The sequence below is a fragment of the Clostridium beijerinckii genome, assembly GCF_018223745.1.
In the GTDB taxonomy this organism is placed as follows: Bacteria; Bacillota; Clostridia; order Clostridiales; family Clostridiaceae; genus Clostridium; species Clostridium beijerinckii.
In genome coordinates this window covers 5,778,447-5,797,500 of the sequence record NZ_CP073653.1, presented here as the reverse complement: position 1 = coordinate 5,797,500, position 19,054 = coordinate 5,778,447, and the positions used below count along the sequence as shown (strand labels likewise).

Below are 19,054 nucleotides of genomic sequence, written 5' to 3'. Positions count from 1 at the left end.
GGAAACAGCCCAGATCGTCAGCTAAGGTCCCAAAGTGTAAGTTAAGTGGAAAAGGATGTGGGATTTCTAAGACAACTAGGATGTTGGCTTAGAAGCAGCCACTCATTAAAAGAGTGCGTAATAGCTCACTAGTCAAGAGATCCTGCGCCGAAAATGTCCGGGGCTCAAACTTACCACCGAAGCTACGGGTTCACGCTATTTTGCGTGAGCGGTAGAGGAGCGTCGTAATCGGGCTGAAGTCGTACCGTAAGGAGCGGTGGACTGATTACGAGTGAGAATGTTGGCATTAGTAGCGAGATGTAGGCGAGAATCCTACAGGCCGAATATCTAAGGTTTCCTGAGTAAAGTTTGTCTTCTCAGGGTTAGTCGGGACCTAAGGCGAGGCCGAAAGGCGTAGTCGATGGACAATTGGTTGATATTCCAATACCACTATAATCGTTATTATCGATGGTGTGACGGAGAAGGATAGGATGTGCTAGCTATTGGATGCTAGTCTAAGCGTTTAGGGAGTTGGGATTGGCAAATCCGTTCCAACAATTCTGAGGCGTGATGGGGAAGGTTCTACGGAACCGAAGTATCTGATTCCATGCTTCCAAGAAAAGCATCTAGAGAGAGAAGTAGTGCCCGTACCGCAAACCGACACAGGTAGATGAGGAGAGAATCCTAAGGCCGACGGAAGAATTGCAGTTAAGGAACTAGGCAAATTGACCCCGTAACTTCGGGAGAAGGGGTGCCTGAGAAATCAGGCCGCAGAGAATAGGCACAAGCAACTGTTTAACAAAAACACAGGTCTCTGCTAAAGCGAAAGCTGATGTATAGGGGCTGACGCCTGCCCGGTGCTGGAAGGTTAAGGGGAACACTTAGTGGTAACGCGAAGGTGTGAACTTAAGCCCCAGTAAACGGCGGCCGTAACTATAACGGTCCTAAGGTAGCGAAATTCCTTGTCAGGTAAGTTCTGACCCGCACGAATGGCGTAATGACTTGTGCACTGTCTCAACTGCAAATCCGGCGAAGTTGTAGTGCGAGTGAAGATGCTCGCTACCCGCGATTGGACGGAAAGACCCCGTAGAGCTTTACTGTAGCTTAGCATTGAATTTCGGTATTGTCTGTACAGGATAGGTGGGAGACTGGGAAACTAGGGCGTCAGCCTTGGTGGAGTCGTTGTTGGGATACCACCCTGATAGTATTGAAGTTCTAACTGGATGCCATGAAACTGGTGACAGGACATTGTTAGGTGGGCAGTTTGACTGGGGCGGTCGCCTCCTAAAATGTAACGGAGGCGCCCAAAGGTTCCCTCAGAACGGTCGGAAATCGTTCGAAGAGTGTAAAGGCAGAAGGGAGCCTGACTGCGACACCTACAAGTGGAGCAGGGACGAAAGTCGGGCTTAGTGATCCGGTGGTACCTCGTGGGAGGGCCATCGCTCAACGGATAAAAGCTACCTCGGGGATAACAGGCTGATCTCCCCCAAGAGTTCACATCGACGGGGAGGTTTGGCACCTCGATGTCGGCTCGTCGCATCCCGGGGGCTGAAGTAGGTCCCAAGGGTTGGGCTGTTCGCCCATTAAAGCGGCACGCGAGCTGGGTTCAGAACGTCGTGAGACAGTTCGGTCCCTATCCGTCGCGGGCGTAGGAAATTTGAGAGGAGCTGTCCTTAGTACGAGAGGACCGGGATGGACTGACCTATGGTGTACCAGTTGTTTCGCCAGAAGCATAGCTGGGTAGCTAAGTCGGGAAGGGATAAACGCTGAAAGCATCTAAGTGTGAAGCCCACCTCAAGATGAGATTTCCCATAGCATAAGCTAGTAAGACCCCTTGAAGACTACAAGGTTGATAGGTCAGAGGTGTAAGTATGGTAACATATTTAGCTGACTGATACTAATAGGTCGAGGGCTTGACCAATATAGTCAAGTTGTAAATACATTAAAGAAACTATGTGCAATTTTGAAAGAACAAAATTTCTTTCAAATTAAAGATCTCGTGATGATGGCATAGAGGTAACACTCCTTCCCATTCCGAACAGGAAAGTTAAGGTCTATAGCGCCGATGGTACTGCATGGGAGACTGTGTGGCAGAGTAGGACGTTGCGAGGTAAGCAAAAGATAGTTGTAATGACTATCTTTTTTATTTTAGTTTTATTAAAGTCGTAATAAGCTAATTATCTTTATAGAGAATATAATTAGCTTATTGTCGTTAGGAGAGGTTATGTATTCATATAATATGACATTGCTTATCATATGCCCATTAGTATTTTGCGCAGGTTTCGTGGATGCTGTTGCAGGTGGAGGAGGAATAATATCTTTGCCAGCATATATTTTTGCTGGAATGCCAATACATATGGCATATGGAACTAATAAGTTTGCAAATGGTATTGGAACATTTGCAGCTTCTATAAAATTTTTAAGTAGTGGTAATATAAAAATTAAACCAGCATTAATTTCAGCTATAGGTGCTATTATAGGATCTTGGTTTGGAACGCAATTAGTATTGCTACTAGATGAAAAGTATTTGCAATACTGTCTTATTATCATTTTACCTATTGTTGCAATTTTTCTTTTGTTTAACAGAAAGATTGGAGTAGAAAATAACGAAAAGAAAGTAGAACATAGAAAGATTTATTTAGTGGCAGGAATAATAGGTTTAGTAATAGGAGCTTATGATGGATTTTTTGGTCCGGGAACAGGAACATTTTTAGTTTTAGCTTTCACATCGTTTTTAGGATTCAATCTTATAACTGCGTCTGGTAATGCTAAGATAGTGAATTTGGCATCTAATTTTGCAGCACTAATAGCTTATATATTAAATGGCAAGGTTTTATTTATGATAGGTATACCTGCAGCTATATGTGCTAGTTTAGGAAATTATTTAGGGGCACATTTTGCAATTAAAAGTGGAGCGAAGATTATAAAGCCGATAATAATATTAGTAATAATTATGTTATTTGGCAAAGTGATAGATGCTATTTTATTTACAAGTAGTTAATTAAATGATATAATTCTAATAATGTAATAACGAAAACCTAAGGTAGAGGTGCTATTAATAAAGAGTATTTATTATGAGTTGGCAAACGTTGACTAATAAAGAAAGGTATTATAGCCGAAGATTTAGATTATGCAAAAATTTATTTCTGGGTATGCATAAAATATATGCATAACTGTCACGAAAGTGGAGAGCTACAAGGATTTGGTGAAGCTATAGATAATAATGTTATAGTTATGATATTATTATGTTTTAGTTTTGTACAAGTTTTATGCGGTTAACTCTACCCGTTGGTATATATGCTAACGGGTTTTCTTATTTAATAAAATAGATTTGAGGAGTTGGAGAAGTTGGCAAAGGTTGAAGGAGTTCTAGTACCATTATTAACACCATTTAAAGATGGAAAGGTAGATTTTAAATCTTACGAAAGAATGATTAATCATTACGTAGAAGAAGGAGTAAATGGAATTATACCACTTGCAACTACAGGAGAATCACCTACAATACTAGAGAATGAATATGAAGAAATTTTAGAAAAAACTGTTGAATATAATAAGAATAGAGTTCCAGTATACGTAGGATTAGGCGGCAATAATACAAGTGAAGTAATTAAAAAGCTAAAATTAGTAGAAAAGCATAAAGTGAATGGAATACTATCAGTTACACCATATTATTCGAGACCAGATCAAAGAGGTATTTATGAGCACTTTAAAAGTATATCAGAATCAACTGATTTGGATATAGTACTGTATAATATACCATATAGAACTGGAGCTAATATTGAAAATGAAACTGTGCATGTATTATCTCAGTTAAAAAACATAATAGGAATAAAAGACTGCTGTGGAAGCATGAAGCAAACAACTGAACTATTAATGAATCCCCCAAAAGATTTTTCCATCTTAACAGGCGAAGATATGTATTTTTATACGACGCTTATGCTTGGAGGACAAGGCGGAATAATGGCATCAGCACATCTAAATACTAAAGATTTTATTGAGGTATATAACTTAGCTAAGGCTAATGATCATCAAGTTGCACTAAAAAAATGGAATTCTCTATATAAAATGATACCGCTATTATTTTCAGAACCCAACCCAACACCTCTTAAATATAGCCTAAAGAAACTAGGGCTAATAGATTCTGATGAGGTTAGATTGCCATTGATGAACATTACAAAAGGACTAGAAAGTAAGATAGATAAGATATTAGGTATTTAAGAGAAAAAGCATAATTATGTTATAGATAATTGTTAAAAAAATTGAATAAGTTAACTTTAATAAAAATCACTTTTTATTAATTTCTCTATAAATTATTCTAGTAATGTAGTAATAACAAGGGATTATTTTGACTACTCTAGCATTTAGGAGTAAGATAGAGACTGACAAATTTAATAAGGAAGTGATTAGAAATGATGCCTAAGTTCTTTTCTATGATTAAGAACAAGGAAATTACTAGAGAGCAAGTTATGAAGGATATTATAGCTGGCGTTATTGTAGCTGTAATAGCATTACCATTGTCAATAGCACTTGGAATATCATCGGGAGTATCTCCAGAGAAAGGGCTTACGACAGCAATATTTGCAGGATTTATTATTTCGCTCTTAGGTGGAAGTAAAGTTCAAATAGGTGGACCTACAGCGGCTTTTGTCGTTATAATTTATTCTATTATTCAAGAGTATGGTATAGGTGGACTTGTTGTAGCAACGATAATGGCTGGAATTATGTTAATAATAATGGGGATTTTAAAGTTTGGTTCATTAATTAAGTACATACCCCAGACAATAACAATAGGATTTACTGCTGGTATAGCAGTAACGCTAGTATCCACTGAAGTCAAAGATTTTTTAGCATTGAAAATTGAAAATGTTCCAGCAGAGTTTTTTGCAAAATGGAAAAGTTATCTTACCAATATAGGAACGTTAAATACATGGTCGCTAATAATAGGTATAAGCTGTATTTTTATAATGATATTTTGGCCTAAAGTTAGCAAGACAATACCTGGATCAATGATTGCGCTAATTGTCGCTACTATTTTTGTGAAAATATTTAATATACCAGTAGAGACTATAGGAAGTAGGTTTCAAGAGATATCATCAACATTACCAATGCCTATTTTCCCTAAGATAAATATGGATGTAATAAATAAATTATTTGCTCCATCGATTACTATTGCTATACTGGCAGCATTAGAATCACTATTATCGGCAACAGTAGCGGATGGAATGATATCAGATAAACATGATTCAAATATGGAACTTATAGCTCAAGGTTTAGCTAATATTATATGTGGAATATTTGGTGGAATACCTGCTACAGGTGCGATTGCAAGAACTGCTGCTAATGTAAAATCAAATGGAAGAAGTCCAATATCAGGTATGGTACATTCTGTAACATTGTTAGCTACTATGTTAATTTTGATGCCACTTGCAAGGATGATACCAATGTCAGTACTTTCAGCAATTTTAATAATAGTTGCTTATAATATGAGTCAGTGGAAAGTATTTAAATCATTATTAAAGGCACCTAAAAGTGATGTTATTGTATTATTACTTACATTTACATGTACGGTTATATTTGACTTAGTTGTAGCAATAGCAATTGGAATGATTATGACAATGTTTTTATTTATGAAGAGAGTATCTGATACTACTAAAATCAGAGATTTGGTAGAGGAAAAGGTTTTTGATAAAGATACTAATACTGTACTAGAAAAAGCAGATGGAAGAATACGCGTATATCAAGTAAATGGTCCGATGTTCTTTGGAGTAGTAAATGAGTTTTTTGATAAAATGAAGGAAATTGAATCTTCAGTGGGGGTTGTAATTTTAGACATGAGACATACTCACGCAATAGATGCATCTGCAATAGATGCATTAACTAGATTACTTAAACATTGTAATGAGTTGAATATAAAACTTTGCTTAACACATGTACAAAATCAACCTATGAAAGTACTAAATAAGATGGGGTTTGTAGTTAAAATTGGAGTAAGTCATATATACGAAACAAAAACAGAAGCTATAGAGAAAGCTTATGATTATGTAAAGGAATTAGAAGCATCCTAGTGGATTATTCCAAAGGAAATAGTAAAATATATTGTTTAGATATTGTCGTAAATTTTAATATTTTACTTAAAAGTAATGGGACTCATAAAAAAACTTTTTTTAAGAATATTTTCATTTAATTTTGATTATAAGCAATAAGTTGAATAAATAAAGAGGTAAGGCATGGAATATAGATGGGAAAGGACATTTCCATTTTTGGAAGTTAGTAGTGCAACGATTAAAAAGTTATTTAAAGGTATATTGAAAGAATGTGACATTAATAATATTATACCAATAGATTCTGGGTGCAGGACTACAAATTATATTGTTGAATCTAATAATCTAGAAAAAAAATATATATTAAAAATATTTTTTATAAAGGGGCAGGATTATAAGAAAGAAATTAAATTATTAAATTTTTTAAGAAACTCTAAGTTCGTACCTGTACCAGAAGTATATAGAGTAAGTGAAGATGAGGATATTGGAAACAGAGAATATGCCATTTATGAATATATTGAGGGAAAGACTATAGGGCAGGCTATAAGAGAAGGTTATAGTTTGGAGGATAGTTTTGTTAGAAACGTTGCAAGGGCTTTAGCTAAAATACATAGCTATAAGTTTTCTAAGGTTGGGGCTTTAGATGAATGTTTACATATAAGAGAAGAACTACCACCACTTGTTTCATGGTATGAAAGCTTCATGGGAGATATAGCTAAGAAGCGTTTAGGAAAAACTATTGTAAATGACATTAATCGCGTAGTTAGGAAGAATGAAAAAGCATTAAGAGATTTAGATAAGGATCCTAGGCTTGTTCATGGCGATTTTCAGGGGACTAATATAATAATAAAAAATAAAATGCTAGCAGGTATATTAGATTGGGAGTTCGTAATAGCAGGGCACCCTTTAGCAGACATAGGACAGTTCTTTAGATATGAAGAATATTTTAATAGAAAATTAATTGAGGCATTTGAATATGAGTATAATAAATTTTCAGATTATAAGCTTACTCAAAATTGGTATAACATAAGTAAGCTAAGAGATCTCGTAAATTTGATTCAATTAATAGGAGCGAATGAGGAAATGCCAATTAAGCATGAAAATATAAAAAAAATAATAATTAATACATTAAGTGTTTTTGATTAGATGTTAAACAAAATTAAATCTCCTTTGAAAAAAATGTTGACAATCTTATATGGAGATAATATACTATCAATAAGAACAATGGTGTTTGAGAAATATACTCGTAAGTATATTTCTCAAGCACCTTTTTTCATTTATAAAAATTATAATTATAATTCTAAGAGACTATTAAATTGATTTTTAGATAATGTGCGCAGTTATCTCTCTATTAACAGTTATTTGAAAAAATTTAAGTGATTTCAAGATGTTAATTAGCAATTTATATCTTAAACTTACTATATTTAAGGGGGATTTTTTATGGAAATTAATTTTGGCGATAGCAGTTTTATATTGATTTGTTCAGCACTTGTACTTTTAATGACACCAGGACTTGCATTCTTTTATGGTGGAATGGTTCGTAGAAAAAATGTTTTAAATACGTTAATGTCTTCATTCTTTATTTGTGGATTAGCATCTGTAATGTGGGTTTTAATAGGCTACTCACTAGCATTTGGGGATAATATTGGAGGAGTAATAGGAGGACTTAACTTTTTTGGATTTAATGGAGTAGGTGGAGATCCTTCATCGTATGCACCTACTATACCACATGAGCTTTTTGCAGCATTTCAAATGATGTTTGCAATAATCACTCCGGCTCTTATAACAGGATCTTTAGTAGGAAGAATGAGATTCTCAGCATTATTTATATTCATAGCATTGTGGTCAATTTTAGTATACTACCCACTAGCACATATGGTGTGGGGTTCAGGTGGATTAATAAACTCTTTAGGAGCAGTTGATTTTGCTGGTGGAGATGTAGTTCATATAAGTTCAGGAGTTTCAGGACTTGTAGCTTGTATTGTATTAGGTAAAAGACGTGGATATGGTATGATGTCATATAAGCCACACAATATTCCATTTGTAGTTCTTGGAGCGGCATTACTTTGGTTTGGTTGGTTTGGATTCAATGCAGGTAGTGCATTAAATGCTGGTCCACTTGCAGTTCATGCTTTCATGACAACAAATACTGCGGCAGCGTCAGCATTACTTTCATGGATGCTAATTGAGAAAATAAAACATGGAAAGCCAACAATACTCGGAGCTGCAACAGGAGCTGTTGTAGGATTAGTTGCAATAACACCGGCGGCTGGATTCGTTCCCCTTTGGAGTTCAATTATAATAGGCGCTATAGTATCTCCAATATGCTTCTTCTTCATGACTGCAGTTAAATCTAAATTCGGATATGATGATGCATTAGATGCCTTTGGATGTCATGGAATTGGAGGAGTTTGGGGAGGTATTGCAACAGGTCTATTTGGACAAACAGCAATAAACTCTGTAGCACAATGGAATGGTCTTTTCTTTGGAGATATTAAGCTTTTAATAGCTCAAATAGAAGGTATAGCAATAACAATAGTTTTTGCAGCGGTTATGACATTTATTATCTTGAAAGTTATGAAATTATTTATGACTATTAGAGTTGAAAGTGCAGAAGAAGCTGATGGTCTTGATGTCGCTGAGCATGGTGAAACAGCATACCCAGCGTTTACTGGATTAGACTAAATATTAATATATCCATGAAACTTTATAGTATTGTGTAATGTATATATTGTGATAAAGTATTTGTATAAAAATTAGTTGTATAATTTTTAGATATATATTGTTAAAATAATATTATACATTATATAGATGATTAGGGAGGAAGTATATTATGAAAAGAGTAGAAGCTATTGTAAGACCTTCGAAGCTTGAAGAAGTTAAAGAAGCATTAAAGAATAAAAATATAAATGGTGTTACTATAAGTCAAGTTATGGGATGTGGACAACAACGTGGCTGGAAGGAATATCATAGGGGTACTGAAATAACAACAAATGTATTACCAAAAATAGAAGTTAAAATAGTTGTAGAAGATGATAAGGTAGAAGATGTAATTGAACTTATTACTTCAATTGCTAGGACTGGTGAAGTTGGAGACGGAAAAATATTTATAATTGATATTGCAGATGCTATAAGAATTAGAACAGGTGAGAGAGGAAATTCAGCTTTATAGAAATAAAGTATTCACCAATTAATATAGAATCTAACTTGCAGTAAGCAATAAGAATAAAATATATAGAAAATAGTAGGTTGATCTGTTTTGATATAGATTTACCTACTATTTTCTATATATAAATAATGTATTAATATTGAAAGTGACTTTTTAAAAACTTTTGAGTTTAATAATTTTGATATTAGATATACTAATATTGTTGAATTAAAATAAAGTTTATTGGTTCAGTAGAAAATGTCTAATAGGAGTATATTATGAATGAAAAAGAAATTTTTTTAAATATTGAGGAGCGTTTAATTAGCGATGATAAGCCATCTATTTACTTAGAGAATGCACTAAAAAATCATAATCTTGATAATTATCCATTTTCAATGATAAGTGACTTACGAGATGTTGATCAGAATCCTAAATTTCATCCGGAAGGGAACGTCTTTGTACATACAATGATGGTTATTGATCAAGGAGCAGTAAATAGAGAAAGAAGCAGAGATAAAAGAGTATTTATGTGGGCGCTTCTATTGCATGATATAGGTAAAAAACCTACTACTAAATTAAGAAAAGGAAGACTAACATCTTATAACCACGACAGTATAGGAGCTGAAATGGCTAGAGAATTTCTTACATATTTTAATATGGAAGAAAACTTTATAGATGAAGTAAGAGGGCTTGTAAGATGGCATATGCAAAGTTTATTTGTAACTAAAGATATGAAATTTCAAAATATAGGAGACATGCTAAGAGATGTAGATATAAATGAGATTTTCTTAGTTTCCATCTCAGATAGGTTAGGTAGAGGTAATTTAGATCATATAGAAATAAATAAAACAAAAGAGGAAGTAAGAAAGTTTAAAGAAAAAATAACTGATTTCAAAAGAAAAAATAAATAATCATCTGAATGTAAGTGATTAAATTTGTTAAAAAAAATGTAGATTAACTACATTTTTTTTAACAAATTTAATCAACTATGTGAGATTGAACACCTGAAGGTGAAAATTGTGTTAATATATGTTCCAACTAGATTACCTATATCCTCACGTGATTTTAATATAACTATGTCTACATTTTTGAGTACCGAAAATCATTTTTGCTGATTTGATAGGCTTTTTTGAGAAATTTTTATAAATGCCTACAATTAATGAAATCACTACTTTACCACCTTTTAATTACTATTTGGATACTAATATATAGCATTAACAGCCTCATTAGTGTGTCAGAGAATATTCAATACGATTAAGAATACAGTTCTATTGTATTTAATATGGTAAAATTATACAAAGTCAATACTGTGTATTAATTCTTTAATATACTTTATTTTAGAAATAATATATTATCTAATATTTACAAGATTATTTTGATACTAAATTCAGAATTGGATGAAGTTTAGTATTCAGTAATAATGTTATTTGCATAGCCTCTAAAACCATTAATTAGATAAGAATAAACGGCGTTTAGATTTGTATTATAGAGGGAACATGCTCTAACAGCCTCTAGAACTAATTGTGTTGATACCATATCTAAACTTTTAGTATTAATGTTAGTATGTTCATTTATAACATCACTCAAATTATTTAATGATCCCATATCTACTAAAAGCAATACTCCTTTACCTTCATCGACTATTTTAACTTTTTCAATAACAGTTTGTAATATATCAGAAGGCGTCATTTCAAGAGGTATATCTACAGCTAAAATATTATCAACATCAAAGAGCTTTCTAGCAACAGCAACCATACTTGTTGCTGCACTCGAACCATGAGAGGCAACTACTATCCCAACCCTTTCTTGGTGAGAGGATTCTTGTATTGAAGCTAAAAGCAATGATAGATAATCAACCTCAATTGCAGGAATAGTCATATTATAACGTTTTTGGGTCAACTGATGGATTTCAGTTGCAACATCATATTCTTTATTGTTAACAGATAACTGTAGCTCAATATGTGATGAAAAAGAGACCTTTCTTTTCTTAATTCTATTAAACAGAGCGCTAAAATGTAGGCTTACCGCATAAATAAATCGTTCATTTAATTTTCTATTTAATCTGGATTCTGCCAGAGCTTTGATCTCTTCAACAAATTCAACAATATCTTTATTGACAATTTTTAATAAGACTTCACGACGATTTGTATCGTTTTTAAGCCTAGCGTAGAATTGCTTTAAATGAATATTGATGTCAGTAGTTATAAAATCTTTTATATAATCATCGCTCATGCCTTCTTCATGAAGAGCAGAAGTTTTGTCCTCAACAATGTTATAAATATTAAAAGGTGGTTTATAATCATCAGTTTCTAAGAAAGTTTTATCACCATCGGGTTGAATTGTAATTGTGTTAGGGATTGTATCACATTCTGTTACATTAACTTTTCCTTTAGCGCTAAAAGTTAAAATTTTGTTTTTTATATTAGATGGGAATAAGTTTAAATTTATATCAATACATTCATCTGTATTAATACAGTTTAAAAATCCTTTTCCACACGCTAATTGAATATTCAATTTAAGCTGTCCAACATTTCCGTAAGATGTACTTCTTATTAAAGCTTCAATAGATTCAGCTGAAATTTTAATAGTTTTGTTAACTCTTTGAGCTTCATTTGATAATAAATAGTGTATCAATTCAATTTGATCATCAATTGGTCTTTCATCAAAACTTGGAATAGTTATAGTTATTGGAATTTTTCTTATGAAAGTATTAAGTAATGTGGAATTAGGATCTTCCGTTGTGGAACCTATTAATAGTATACTAGCTCTTCGGGTGCTACCTGTTTCGCCAAGTTTATTGTAAGTTCCTGTATCCATGAAGTGAAATACCATTTCTTGAGCTTCATGTGGTAATCTATGTATTTCATCAAGGAGTAAAATGCCTCCATCGGCTCTTGAAACAATACCATCGGTCTCTTTAGCGGCACCTATAAAGGAACCTTTGATGTGTCCAAAAATATACGATAGAAGAAGTTGTGGATTATTAGCATAATCAGCACAATTAAAAACAACGAAAGGAGCATCTTTTGAGAGCCTTTTTATATATTTAGAGTATTCATACATTATGTTAGCAAATAAACTTTTGCCAACGCCTGTACCACCAATTATTAATGTATGCAATCCGTTTGGTGGGTACATCAGTGCTGCTTTGGCTTGTTCAATTTGATTTTTTAAACTTGTATTAGCACCAATTAAATAGTTAAAAGGTGACTTATTCTCAGTAAATGCATTTGAAGGAGAAGAAAGTAATATATTAACATCTAATATTTCCTCTAAATCTTCAGGTAGCTTTATAGATAGTATATTTTCAAGGCAACTTCTATCAAAATACATAACTGGCCTATTTTTTATTTTAATAATTTTCTTTTCTCTACAGAGAATATTAAGATCTTTTGAAACATTATTCCTTAATATATCTAATTTTTCGCCAATTTCTTGGGCACTAAACCCCTTTTGATCTAAAAATTTATCTTTATTAAAGTTCTTAGAATTTTTTAAAATATAGTTATAAATCTTATCAATACGCTTCATTATAGTATCCTCCTATATATAATAAATATTGTAATATCTTATATGAGATTATTCAATAGTGTATTGATATATATTGAAAAAAGAAACGCTTTGGATTAATAGAGTATTAAAAAGTAATGATATTATACACTTGAAAAAATTGAGTAATATTTAGAATTGATACACTAATTAAAGTTTAAAAATACAACTAAAATTAAGATAAATGATTTAAACAAATTGGAAGTTTATAAATATTATATAAGTGTTAAGAAATATATTGGGAGGAAGATATGTTTAAAATTTTTACTTTTGGATTTGATAATGTTTTTAATACAAACAATATAGAAAAGATAAGTGGAATTATGAATTCATTTTTAGATAACTTTGATATAAATGAATTTGCTAAAAATAATGAGGATATTTCTTCTGATGAAGGAAATAGAGAAGAATATAATAATTTTATAAAACTTAATCGGTATGATGATATGTATCATCTAACTATAGATCTAAAAGGTATTGATCTTAGAGAGTTAAGCATAAGATATGATCCAGGAATACTAGATATAAACTTAAATAGATTAGAAATCAAAAAAAGTGGATTTGGGATATTTTCTAATACTGCTCTTGTTAAGAAGGCTTATAATAAAAAATTTAATGATATTGAGGATATAGACACAAATCAGATACTTAAAAGTATTGATAATGGAGTTCTTAGTATAATAATGCAGAAAAAGTATTCGTTAGAAAATACATCGAATATAATAGATGTGGATTCTTATCAAGATGATGCGGATATACAGTAATGTATAAGGAATAGCATGAAATGTTTTAATGTTATTTTTAGAGTAGTTATTTTTATAATAAAAGCAAAAAAGGGAGGATAAGCTCTAGGCATTATACCTAAATTTAAATCTTCCCTTAAGTAAGAGTATTAAGAATAAAAAGTTTTATTATCTCTTACGCTTATTAGCAACTTCAACATTAACCTTCTTCTTATTAATTTTTCCACCAGGACAATTTTTTAATATTTTAGAAGATATAGACTCATCAACAGTTACAAATGAGAAGTTTTCCATAAGGTCTATTTGACCAATTGCTGAAGCATTAACTTTTGTCATATCTTTAATATAATTAATTAATACTTTTGGAGTCAAACCGTCTCTTTTGCCGACAGAGAAAAATAAACGAACATCTTCTTTTTTAGGAGCTTCTAATTTGTTTGAACTGTAATCAAATACAATTTCATTTTCAAACTTCATTTTCATTAGAGCTGAAATAACTGATACTGCATCATAAGATTCAGTCAATTCTATTGCACTTGGTATAAACTTAGTAAGATCACCAGCTTTAATAGTACTCTCAACCTCTGACATCATGTCCTTAAATTTTTTATTATTAATTTCTTCTGCAGTTGGAACTGGCTTTTGTGTGATTGAACTTTTAGTAACATTTTGAATTTGTTTAAGCATTGAAAAATCCTTTGGAGTTACTAAAGAATAAGCTGTACCGCTTTTATTTGCTCTACCAGTTCTACCAATTCTGTGAACATATGATTCTACATCTTGAGGTAAATCATAGTTAAATACATGAGTCACACCTTCTACATCTATACCTCTAGCAGCAACATCAGTAGCTATTAATAGATTTAGTGTACCTTCTTTAAATTTATTTAAAGTAGTTAATCTGTGAGCTTGTGTCATATCTCCATGCATACCTTCAACCATATAACCTTTTGATTGTAGCTCTTGTACAAGCTCATCAACGCCTCTTTTAGTTCTACAGAATATTATAGCCGAACTAGGATTATCTAGATCAAGTAACCTACAAAGAGCTTCTAATCTATGCTTATTATTAATCATAAAATAACTTTGCTCAATTTTAGATACAGTTAATGAACTCCTCTTAATACTAACAAGTTTAGCATCTGGTTTCATATACTTTTTAGCCAACTTTGCTATTGGATCAGGCATTGTTGCTGAAAATAATAAAGTTTGTCTTTCAGATGGTGTATGACTAAGAATTTCTTGAATATCATCGATGAATCCCATGTTAAGCATTTCGTCAGCTTCATCTAGTACTAGAAATTCTATACTTTCTAAATGAAGGCATTTTCTTTTTACAAGATCTAATATTCTACCAGGTGTTCCAACTACAATATCGACATCACCTTTTCTTAGTGCTCTGATTTGTCTGTCGATTGAATCTCCACCATAAACAGCTAGAGTTACAATTTTCTCATATTTAGAAAGTCTTTGTATCTCCTCATTAACTTGAACAGCAAGTTCTCTTGTTGGTGCTAAAATAAGAGATTTGATTCCTCTATTATCACTCATCTTGGTGATAATTGGTAAGCTGTAAGCTGCAGTTTTTCCGGTACCAGTTTGTGCCTGCCCTATTAAATCAGCGCCACTAAGTGTTACAGGGATACTTTGTTCTTGTATTTGAGATGGTTTTGTAAAACCAAGGTCTGATATTGCCTTAACAATACTCTCTTTAAGACCTAATGTAGCAAATTGATTATCATTCATTAAATATCCTCGTTTCTTTGTTTCAAAATTAGTTATTTTTGTTTCGATAACTTATATTAAAGTTTTATATATAAGTCAAATGAATTCATTATAACACAATAGATAAATTCATGTCAAAAGATATTATAATCTAAATATATTATTAGCAGCATTTAGTATAAAATATACTTAAATTGATGCATAAAAATAAGCTGCCTAATTTAAGGCAACTCGCTTTTTATATTAGTGTAGCTTGCAAGCACTAGATATGATAGAATGAACAGTTTCAGGGAGTTTTTCTAGCTCGTCTTTGTTTAGAGCAGCAACATCTATTAGAGGATGTATCACTAATTCTATATCAGAACTTTTTATTGCATTATTATTTTCTTCCATAAGCTTATATGTCCCATTTATGGTTAGTGGAACTATAGGACATTTAGATTTTGTAGCCAACTTAAAGCTTCCACTTTTAAACTCATCTACAGACTTGCCTTTGCTTCTAGTGCCCTCTGGGAATATTACCATTGAATAACCAGACTTTAATAAATTAACGCCTTCAACTATTGATTCAGCGGATTTTCTTAAGTTATCTCTATCCATAAAAATGCAATTTATATATTTCATCCAAGTACTAATAAGAGGTAGTTTTTCAAGCTCCTTTTTTGCAATAAATCCTTTTGGAATGTCTATGCAGCTTAGAAGCAATGGAATATCAAAGTTACTTTGGTGATTAGATACAAATAATACAGTTTGATCTTTTGGAAGATTATCTAAGCCGATAACATTAATTTTTGCACCTGATATTTTCATTATAAATTTTCCCCAAGAATGGCTTACTTTATGAATGAAATATTTTCTTCCTTCAATATCGCCTTTATTGGTTAAGATTTTTATTCTAATTCTATAAATAGATGAAAATATAAGACTTATTATTAATCCGAGATAAAAATAGATAGTTCTTAACATTAAAAATTACACACCCTTAATCTATTAATTTTTACACTAATCAGTATAGTATAAAAATTAATAGATTGAAAGACTAAATAGATTACATACCTATTAAAAATTCAATAAAATTAATTTAAAATTAAGTAAATAATTAGGGTAAAATAATATTAAAAAATGTATAATATATAAGACAATGATAATTCTATGAAATAGTATAGCAAATAATTTACATAGGCAGGAGAAATTTGATGAATTTAAATAATAATACTTTGAATATGAAGGAGAAAGATGCTGAAACTATAATTGGCTTAACATCTGAAGAAGTTAAGCAGAGAATTAAAGAAGGAAAAGTAAATCACATTCCGAAAACACCATCAAGAACTATGCCTCAAATAATAAGAGCTAATTTGTTTACAAGGTTTAATGCAATAAACTTTGTACTTGCAGCAATAATTATTCTAGCAGGATCACCTAAGAATGCTATATTTGTGGGCGTTATAATAGTGAATACATTAATTGGAGTGGTTCAAGAAATTAAAGCTAAGCGCACATTAGAAAAGTTATCAGTCATAAGTTCTGCACATGCAAAAGTTCTTAGAAATGGTGAAATAAAGGAGATTGCAATAGAAGAAATTGTATTGGATGATGTGATTTATCTGGAAACCGGCATGCAGGTATTGGCTGATGGAGAAGTTTTGCATAGTAACGGATTAGAAATAGATGAGTCTATGTTAACAGGAGAAGCTGATGCAATATCTAAAAATTACAAAGAGATATTGCTATCTGGAAGTTTCGTAGTATCTGGAGAGGGATATGCGATTGTTACAAAAGTAGGTAAAGAAACATATTCGTCTACTCTTGCTGAGGAAGCTAAGCAATTTAAAATAATAAATTCAGAGCTACAAGCAGCAATAGATAAAATTTTTAGAGTAATAATATGGATTGTACCTCCTCTATCTGCATTATTAATAGTAACTCAACTAAGAATACCAGGGAATACGTGGCAGGATGCATTAATAGGAGCAGTATCAGGAATTGTAGGAATGATACCAGAGGGATTAGTATTACTAACGAGTGCCACATTCATAGTGTCAATTATAAAATTATCTAAATATGATACTTTAGTTCAAGAGTTGAGTGCTACAGAAGTCTTAGCAAGAGTTGATGTACTTTGTTTAGATAAGACAGGAACTTTGACTCAAGGAGAGTTAAGATTGTCAGAAGTGAAGAATATTAGTTCTAAAAGTTCTGAAGATATAGATAATGTATTAGCAGCATTAATAAATAATTTACCAAGTAATAATCCAACTCAGAAAGCTATATTAGAAAAATATAAGGAATATGATAAGGAAATCAAAGTTTTAGACAAAATTGCTTTCTCATCTAAAAGAAAATGGAGTGGAGCTACTTTTGAAAAGCTTGGGACATGGGTACTTGGCGCACCGGAAATAATATTGGGTAAGGAATATCAGTTAATAGAAGAAATAGTTAAAGAAGAAGCTAGAAAAGGAAAAAGAGTTTTATTACTAGCAAATCTTCATAATAATTTGAATGAAAAATTAGAAGGTAAGATAGAAAGTGTAGCACTATTGCTAATTGAGGATATCATAAGAGAAGCAGCACCTGATGTATTAAAGTACTTTGATAGTCAAGGCGTAGGGGTGAAGATTATTTCTGGAGATAGTCCTATTACCGTTTCAGAGGTCGCAAGAAGAGCAGGTGTAAGTGGCTGGGAGAAATATGTGGATGCAAGAGAGTTGCCAGAGGATAATGAAAAATTGAAGAATTTGATTCAGGAGATGACTGTTTTTGGAAGAGTTACTCCGCATCAAAAGAAAAGAATTGTTTTAGCTCTTCAGGAGATGGGTCATACTGTTGCAATGACAGGTGACGGAGTAAATGATGTACTTGCTTTAAAATCATCTGATTGCGGCATTGCAATGGCAAATGGCTCTGATGCAACAAAGGCTGTAGCCCAATTAGTATTAATGAAATCTGATTTCACTGCGCTTCCTAAAGTTCTTGAAGAGGGAAGAAAGCAAATTAATAATTTGGAGAGAGTATCAGAATTATTTTTATCCAAAACTGTATTTTGCATAATTTTATCATTTGTATGTTCTATATTATTTATAGAGTATCCAATACTTCCAATACAGTTGTCATTAGTGGGAAGTTGCGCTATAGGAATTCCATCATTCTTTTTAGCGTTATTGCCTAGCACGGGTGGAGTTAAAAAGGGATTTTTAACAAGAATATTAACTGTTAGTATTCCTAACGGGATATTACTTGCTATATTTATACTTATAACATTTATTATATCAATACAAATGAATCTCCCAATGGATTACAGTAGAACTTTAGCAGTACTAATGTTTTCTGGAATTAGTATGGTGGTATTGCTTAGAGTGGCAAGACCGTTAACTAAGTTTAAAACGATAATGTGTTTATCTATGTTTGGGATAATAGTGTTAGGGTTCTTAACACCAATAGGAAGATATATATTTAGTTTAACTAAAATACAATTAAGTCATTGGCTCATATCGCTAGCAGTAATAATAGCATCCAGTCCTCTGATAACCAAAATTGTAGATATATTTAGAGTTAGAGTTAATAAGAAATTTAAAGTTAAAACAATTTAAAATTATAAGGCTTAAATACATATAGAGGGTATTTAAGCTTTATTTTTACAGTTTTGGCCTAGTACATTCAGATTTTTTGCTTATTAGTTTAGAAGTTCATATGGAGCTAGAAGAAGAATAAGTTATAATATTTGTGTTTTATCAAGTATTTATAAAAAAATTTGTTTTTTTAAAAGTTATTAATCAGACCTTTAATATCTAATATAATTTATTTTTTTATGTAAAAATAAATTATTAATTTGACAATGACAAATAATTGTAATAAAATTTATAAGTACAAAT

Annotated in this window: 12 protein-coding genes, 2 rRNA genes and 1 riboswitch (1 of these 15 running past the window's edge); of the genes, 11 read left to right on the top strand and 3 right to left on the bottom strand. The window is 31.9% G+C overall.

Translation table 11 applies throughout. The features are described 5' to 3' along the window. The 9 genes from KEC93_RS25630 to KEC93_RS25590 all read left to right on the top strand — a co-directional run. Positions 1-1,900 (top strand): 23S ribosomal RNA (locus KEC93_RS25630) (it extends 1,016 nt beyond the left edge of the window). Positions 1,901-1,974: 74 nt separating this feature from the next. Then, positions 1,975-2,091 (top strand): 5S ribosomal RNA (gene rrf, locus KEC93_RS25625). Between the two features lie 112 nt (positions 2,092-2,203). Then, positions 2,204-2,980, top strand: a complete 777-nt coding sequence (locus tag KEC93_RS25620; protein WP_012061187.1) for a sulfite exporter TauE/SafE family protein — start codon at positions 2,204-2,206, stop codon at positions 2,978-2,980. A gap of 35 nt (positions 2,981-3,015) precedes the next feature. Further along, a riboswitch (Lysine riboswitch) is annotated at positions 3,016-3,182 on the top strand. 145 nt (positions 3,183-3,327) lie between these two features. Further along, complete coding sequence (dapA, locus tag KEC93_RS25615; protein ID WP_077869920.1) at positions 3,328-4,197, top strand: 4-hydroxy-tetrahydrodipicolinate synthase; 870 nt, start codon at positions 3,328-3,330, stop codon at positions 4,195-4,197. 191 nt (positions 4,198-4,388) lie between these two features. Next, complete coding sequence (locus tag KEC93_RS25610; protein WP_077309986.1) at positions 4,389-6,044, top strand: SulP family inorganic anion transporter; 1,656 nt, start codon at positions 4,389-4,391, stop codon at positions 6,042-6,044. A gap of 162 nt (positions 6,045-6,206) precedes the next feature. Next, on the top strand, positions 6,207-7,166 hold the full coding sequence (locus KEC93_RS25605; protein ID WP_077869919.1) for a phosphotransferase family protein: 960 nt from the start codon (positions 6,207-6,209) through the stop codon (positions 7,164-7,166). Between the two features lie 294 nt (positions 7,167-7,460). Further along, positions 7,461-8,705, top strand: a complete 1,245-nt coding sequence (locus KEC93_RS25600; protein WP_012061183.1) for an ammonium transporter — start codon at positions 7,461-7,463, stop codon at positions 8,703-8,705. A 148-nt stretch (positions 8,706-8,853) separates the two neighbouring features. Continuing rightward, the gene (locus tag KEC93_RS25595) at positions 8,854-9,192 is read left to right on the top strand and encodes a P-II family nitrogen regulator (protein WP_012061182.1); all 339 of its coding nucleotides are present in this window, start codon (positions 8,854-8,856) and stop codon (positions 9,190-9,192) included. Between the two features lie 254 nt (positions 9,193-9,446). Further along, the gene (locus KEC93_RS25590) at positions 9,447-10,079 is read left to right on the top strand and encodes an HDIG domain-containing metalloprotein (RefSeq protein WP_077869918.1); all 633 of its coding nucleotides are present in this window, start codon (positions 9,447-9,449) and stop codon (positions 10,077-10,079) included. Positions 10,080-10,572: 493 nt separating this feature from the next. Here KEC93_RS25590 and KEC93_RS25585 read toward each other — a convergent pair whose 3' ends face one another. Then, positions 10,573-12,699, bottom strand: coding sequence for a sigma-54-dependent transcriptional regulator (locus KEC93_RS25585; RefSeq protein ID WP_077869917.1), 2,127 nt, complete (start codon positions 12,697-12,699; stop codon positions 10,573-10,575). Between the two features lie 269 nt (positions 12,700-12,968). On the opposite strand from KEC93_RS25585, the gene KEC93_RS25580 reads away from it, so the two are divergent. Next, a complete protein-coding gene (locus tag KEC93_RS25580; protein ID WP_023974951.1) occupies positions 12,969-13,481 on the top strand; it encodes an Hsp20/alpha crystallin family protein in 513 nt (170 codons plus the stop codon). A gap of 147 nt (positions 13,482-13,628) precedes the next feature. On the opposite strand, the gene KEC93_RS25575 is transcribed toward KEC93_RS25580, so the two are convergent. Both KEC93_RS25575 and KEC93_RS25570 read right to left on the bottom strand, forming a co-directional pair. Further along, positions 13,629-15,206 carry a DEAD/DEAH box helicase gene (locus tag KEC93_RS25575; protein WP_039773951.1) on the bottom strand — a complete coding sequence of 526 codons (1,578 nt, stop codon included), beginning with the start codon at positions 15,204-15,206 and terminating at the stop codon, positions 13,629-13,631. A gap of 222 nt (positions 15,207-15,428) precedes the next feature. Continuing rightward, positions 15,429-16,151 (bottom strand): lysophospholipid acyltransferase family protein, encoded by a 723-nt coding sequence (locus KEC93_RS25570; protein WP_012061177.1) that lies wholly within the window; start codon positions 16,149-16,151, stop codon positions 15,429-15,431. A gap of 230 nt (positions 16,152-16,381) precedes the next feature. Between KEC93_RS25570 and KEC93_RS25565 the strand changes: the two genes are divergently transcribed. Then, a complete protein-coding gene (locus KEC93_RS25565; RefSeq protein WP_077869384.1) occupies positions 16,382-18,772 on the top strand; it encodes an HAD-IC family P-type ATPase in 2,391 nt (796 codons plus the stop codon). The last annotated feature ends 282 nt before the right edge of the window (positions 18,773-19,054 follow it).

Excerpts from the sequence above, each read along its gene's own strand:
- KEC93_RS25620 (WP_012061187.1), top strand. The coding sequence starts at position 2,204 with ATGTATTCATATAATATGACATTGCTTATCATATGCCCATTAGTATTT.
- KEC93_RS25610 (WP_077309986.1), top strand. The coding sequence starts at position 4,389 with ATGATGCCTAAGTTCTTTTCTATGATTAAGAACAAGGAAATTACTAGA.
- KEC93_RS25605 (WP_077869919.1), top strand. The coding sequence starts at position 6,207 with ATGGAATATAGATGGGAAAGGACATTTCCATTTTTGGAAGTTAGTAGT.
- KEC93_RS25600 (WP_012061183.1), top strand. The coding sequence starts at position 7,461 with ATGGAAATTAATTTTGGCGATAGCAGTTTTATATTGATTTGTTCAGCA.
- KEC93_RS25595 (WP_012061182.1), top strand. The coding sequence starts at position 8,854 with ATGAAAAGAGTAGAAGCTATTGTAAGACCTTCGAAGCTTGAAGAAGTT.
- KEC93_RS25590 (WP_077869918.1), top strand. The coding sequence starts at position 9,447 with ATGAATGAAAAAGAAATTTTTTTAAATATTGAGGAGCGTTTAATTAGC.
- KEC93_RS25585 (WP_077869917.1), bottom strand. The coding sequence starts at position 12,699 with ATGAAGCGTATTGATAAGATTTATAACTATATTTTAAAAAATTCTAAG.
- KEC93_RS25580 (WP_023974951.1), top strand. The coding sequence starts at position 12,969 with ATGTTTAAAATTTTTACTTTTGGATTTGATAATGTTTTTAATACAAAC.
- KEC93_RS25575 (WP_039773951.1), bottom strand. The coding sequence starts at position 15,206 with ATGAATGATAATCAATTTGCTACATTAGGTCTTAAAGAGAGTATTGTT.
- KEC93_RS25570 (WP_012061177.1), bottom strand. The coding sequence starts at position 16,151 with ATGTTAAGAACTATCTATTTTTATCTCGGATTAATAATAAGTCTTATA.
- KEC93_RS25565 (WP_077869384.1), top strand. The coding sequence starts at position 16,382 with ATGAATTTAAATAATAATACTTTGAATATGAAGGAGAAAGATGCTGAA.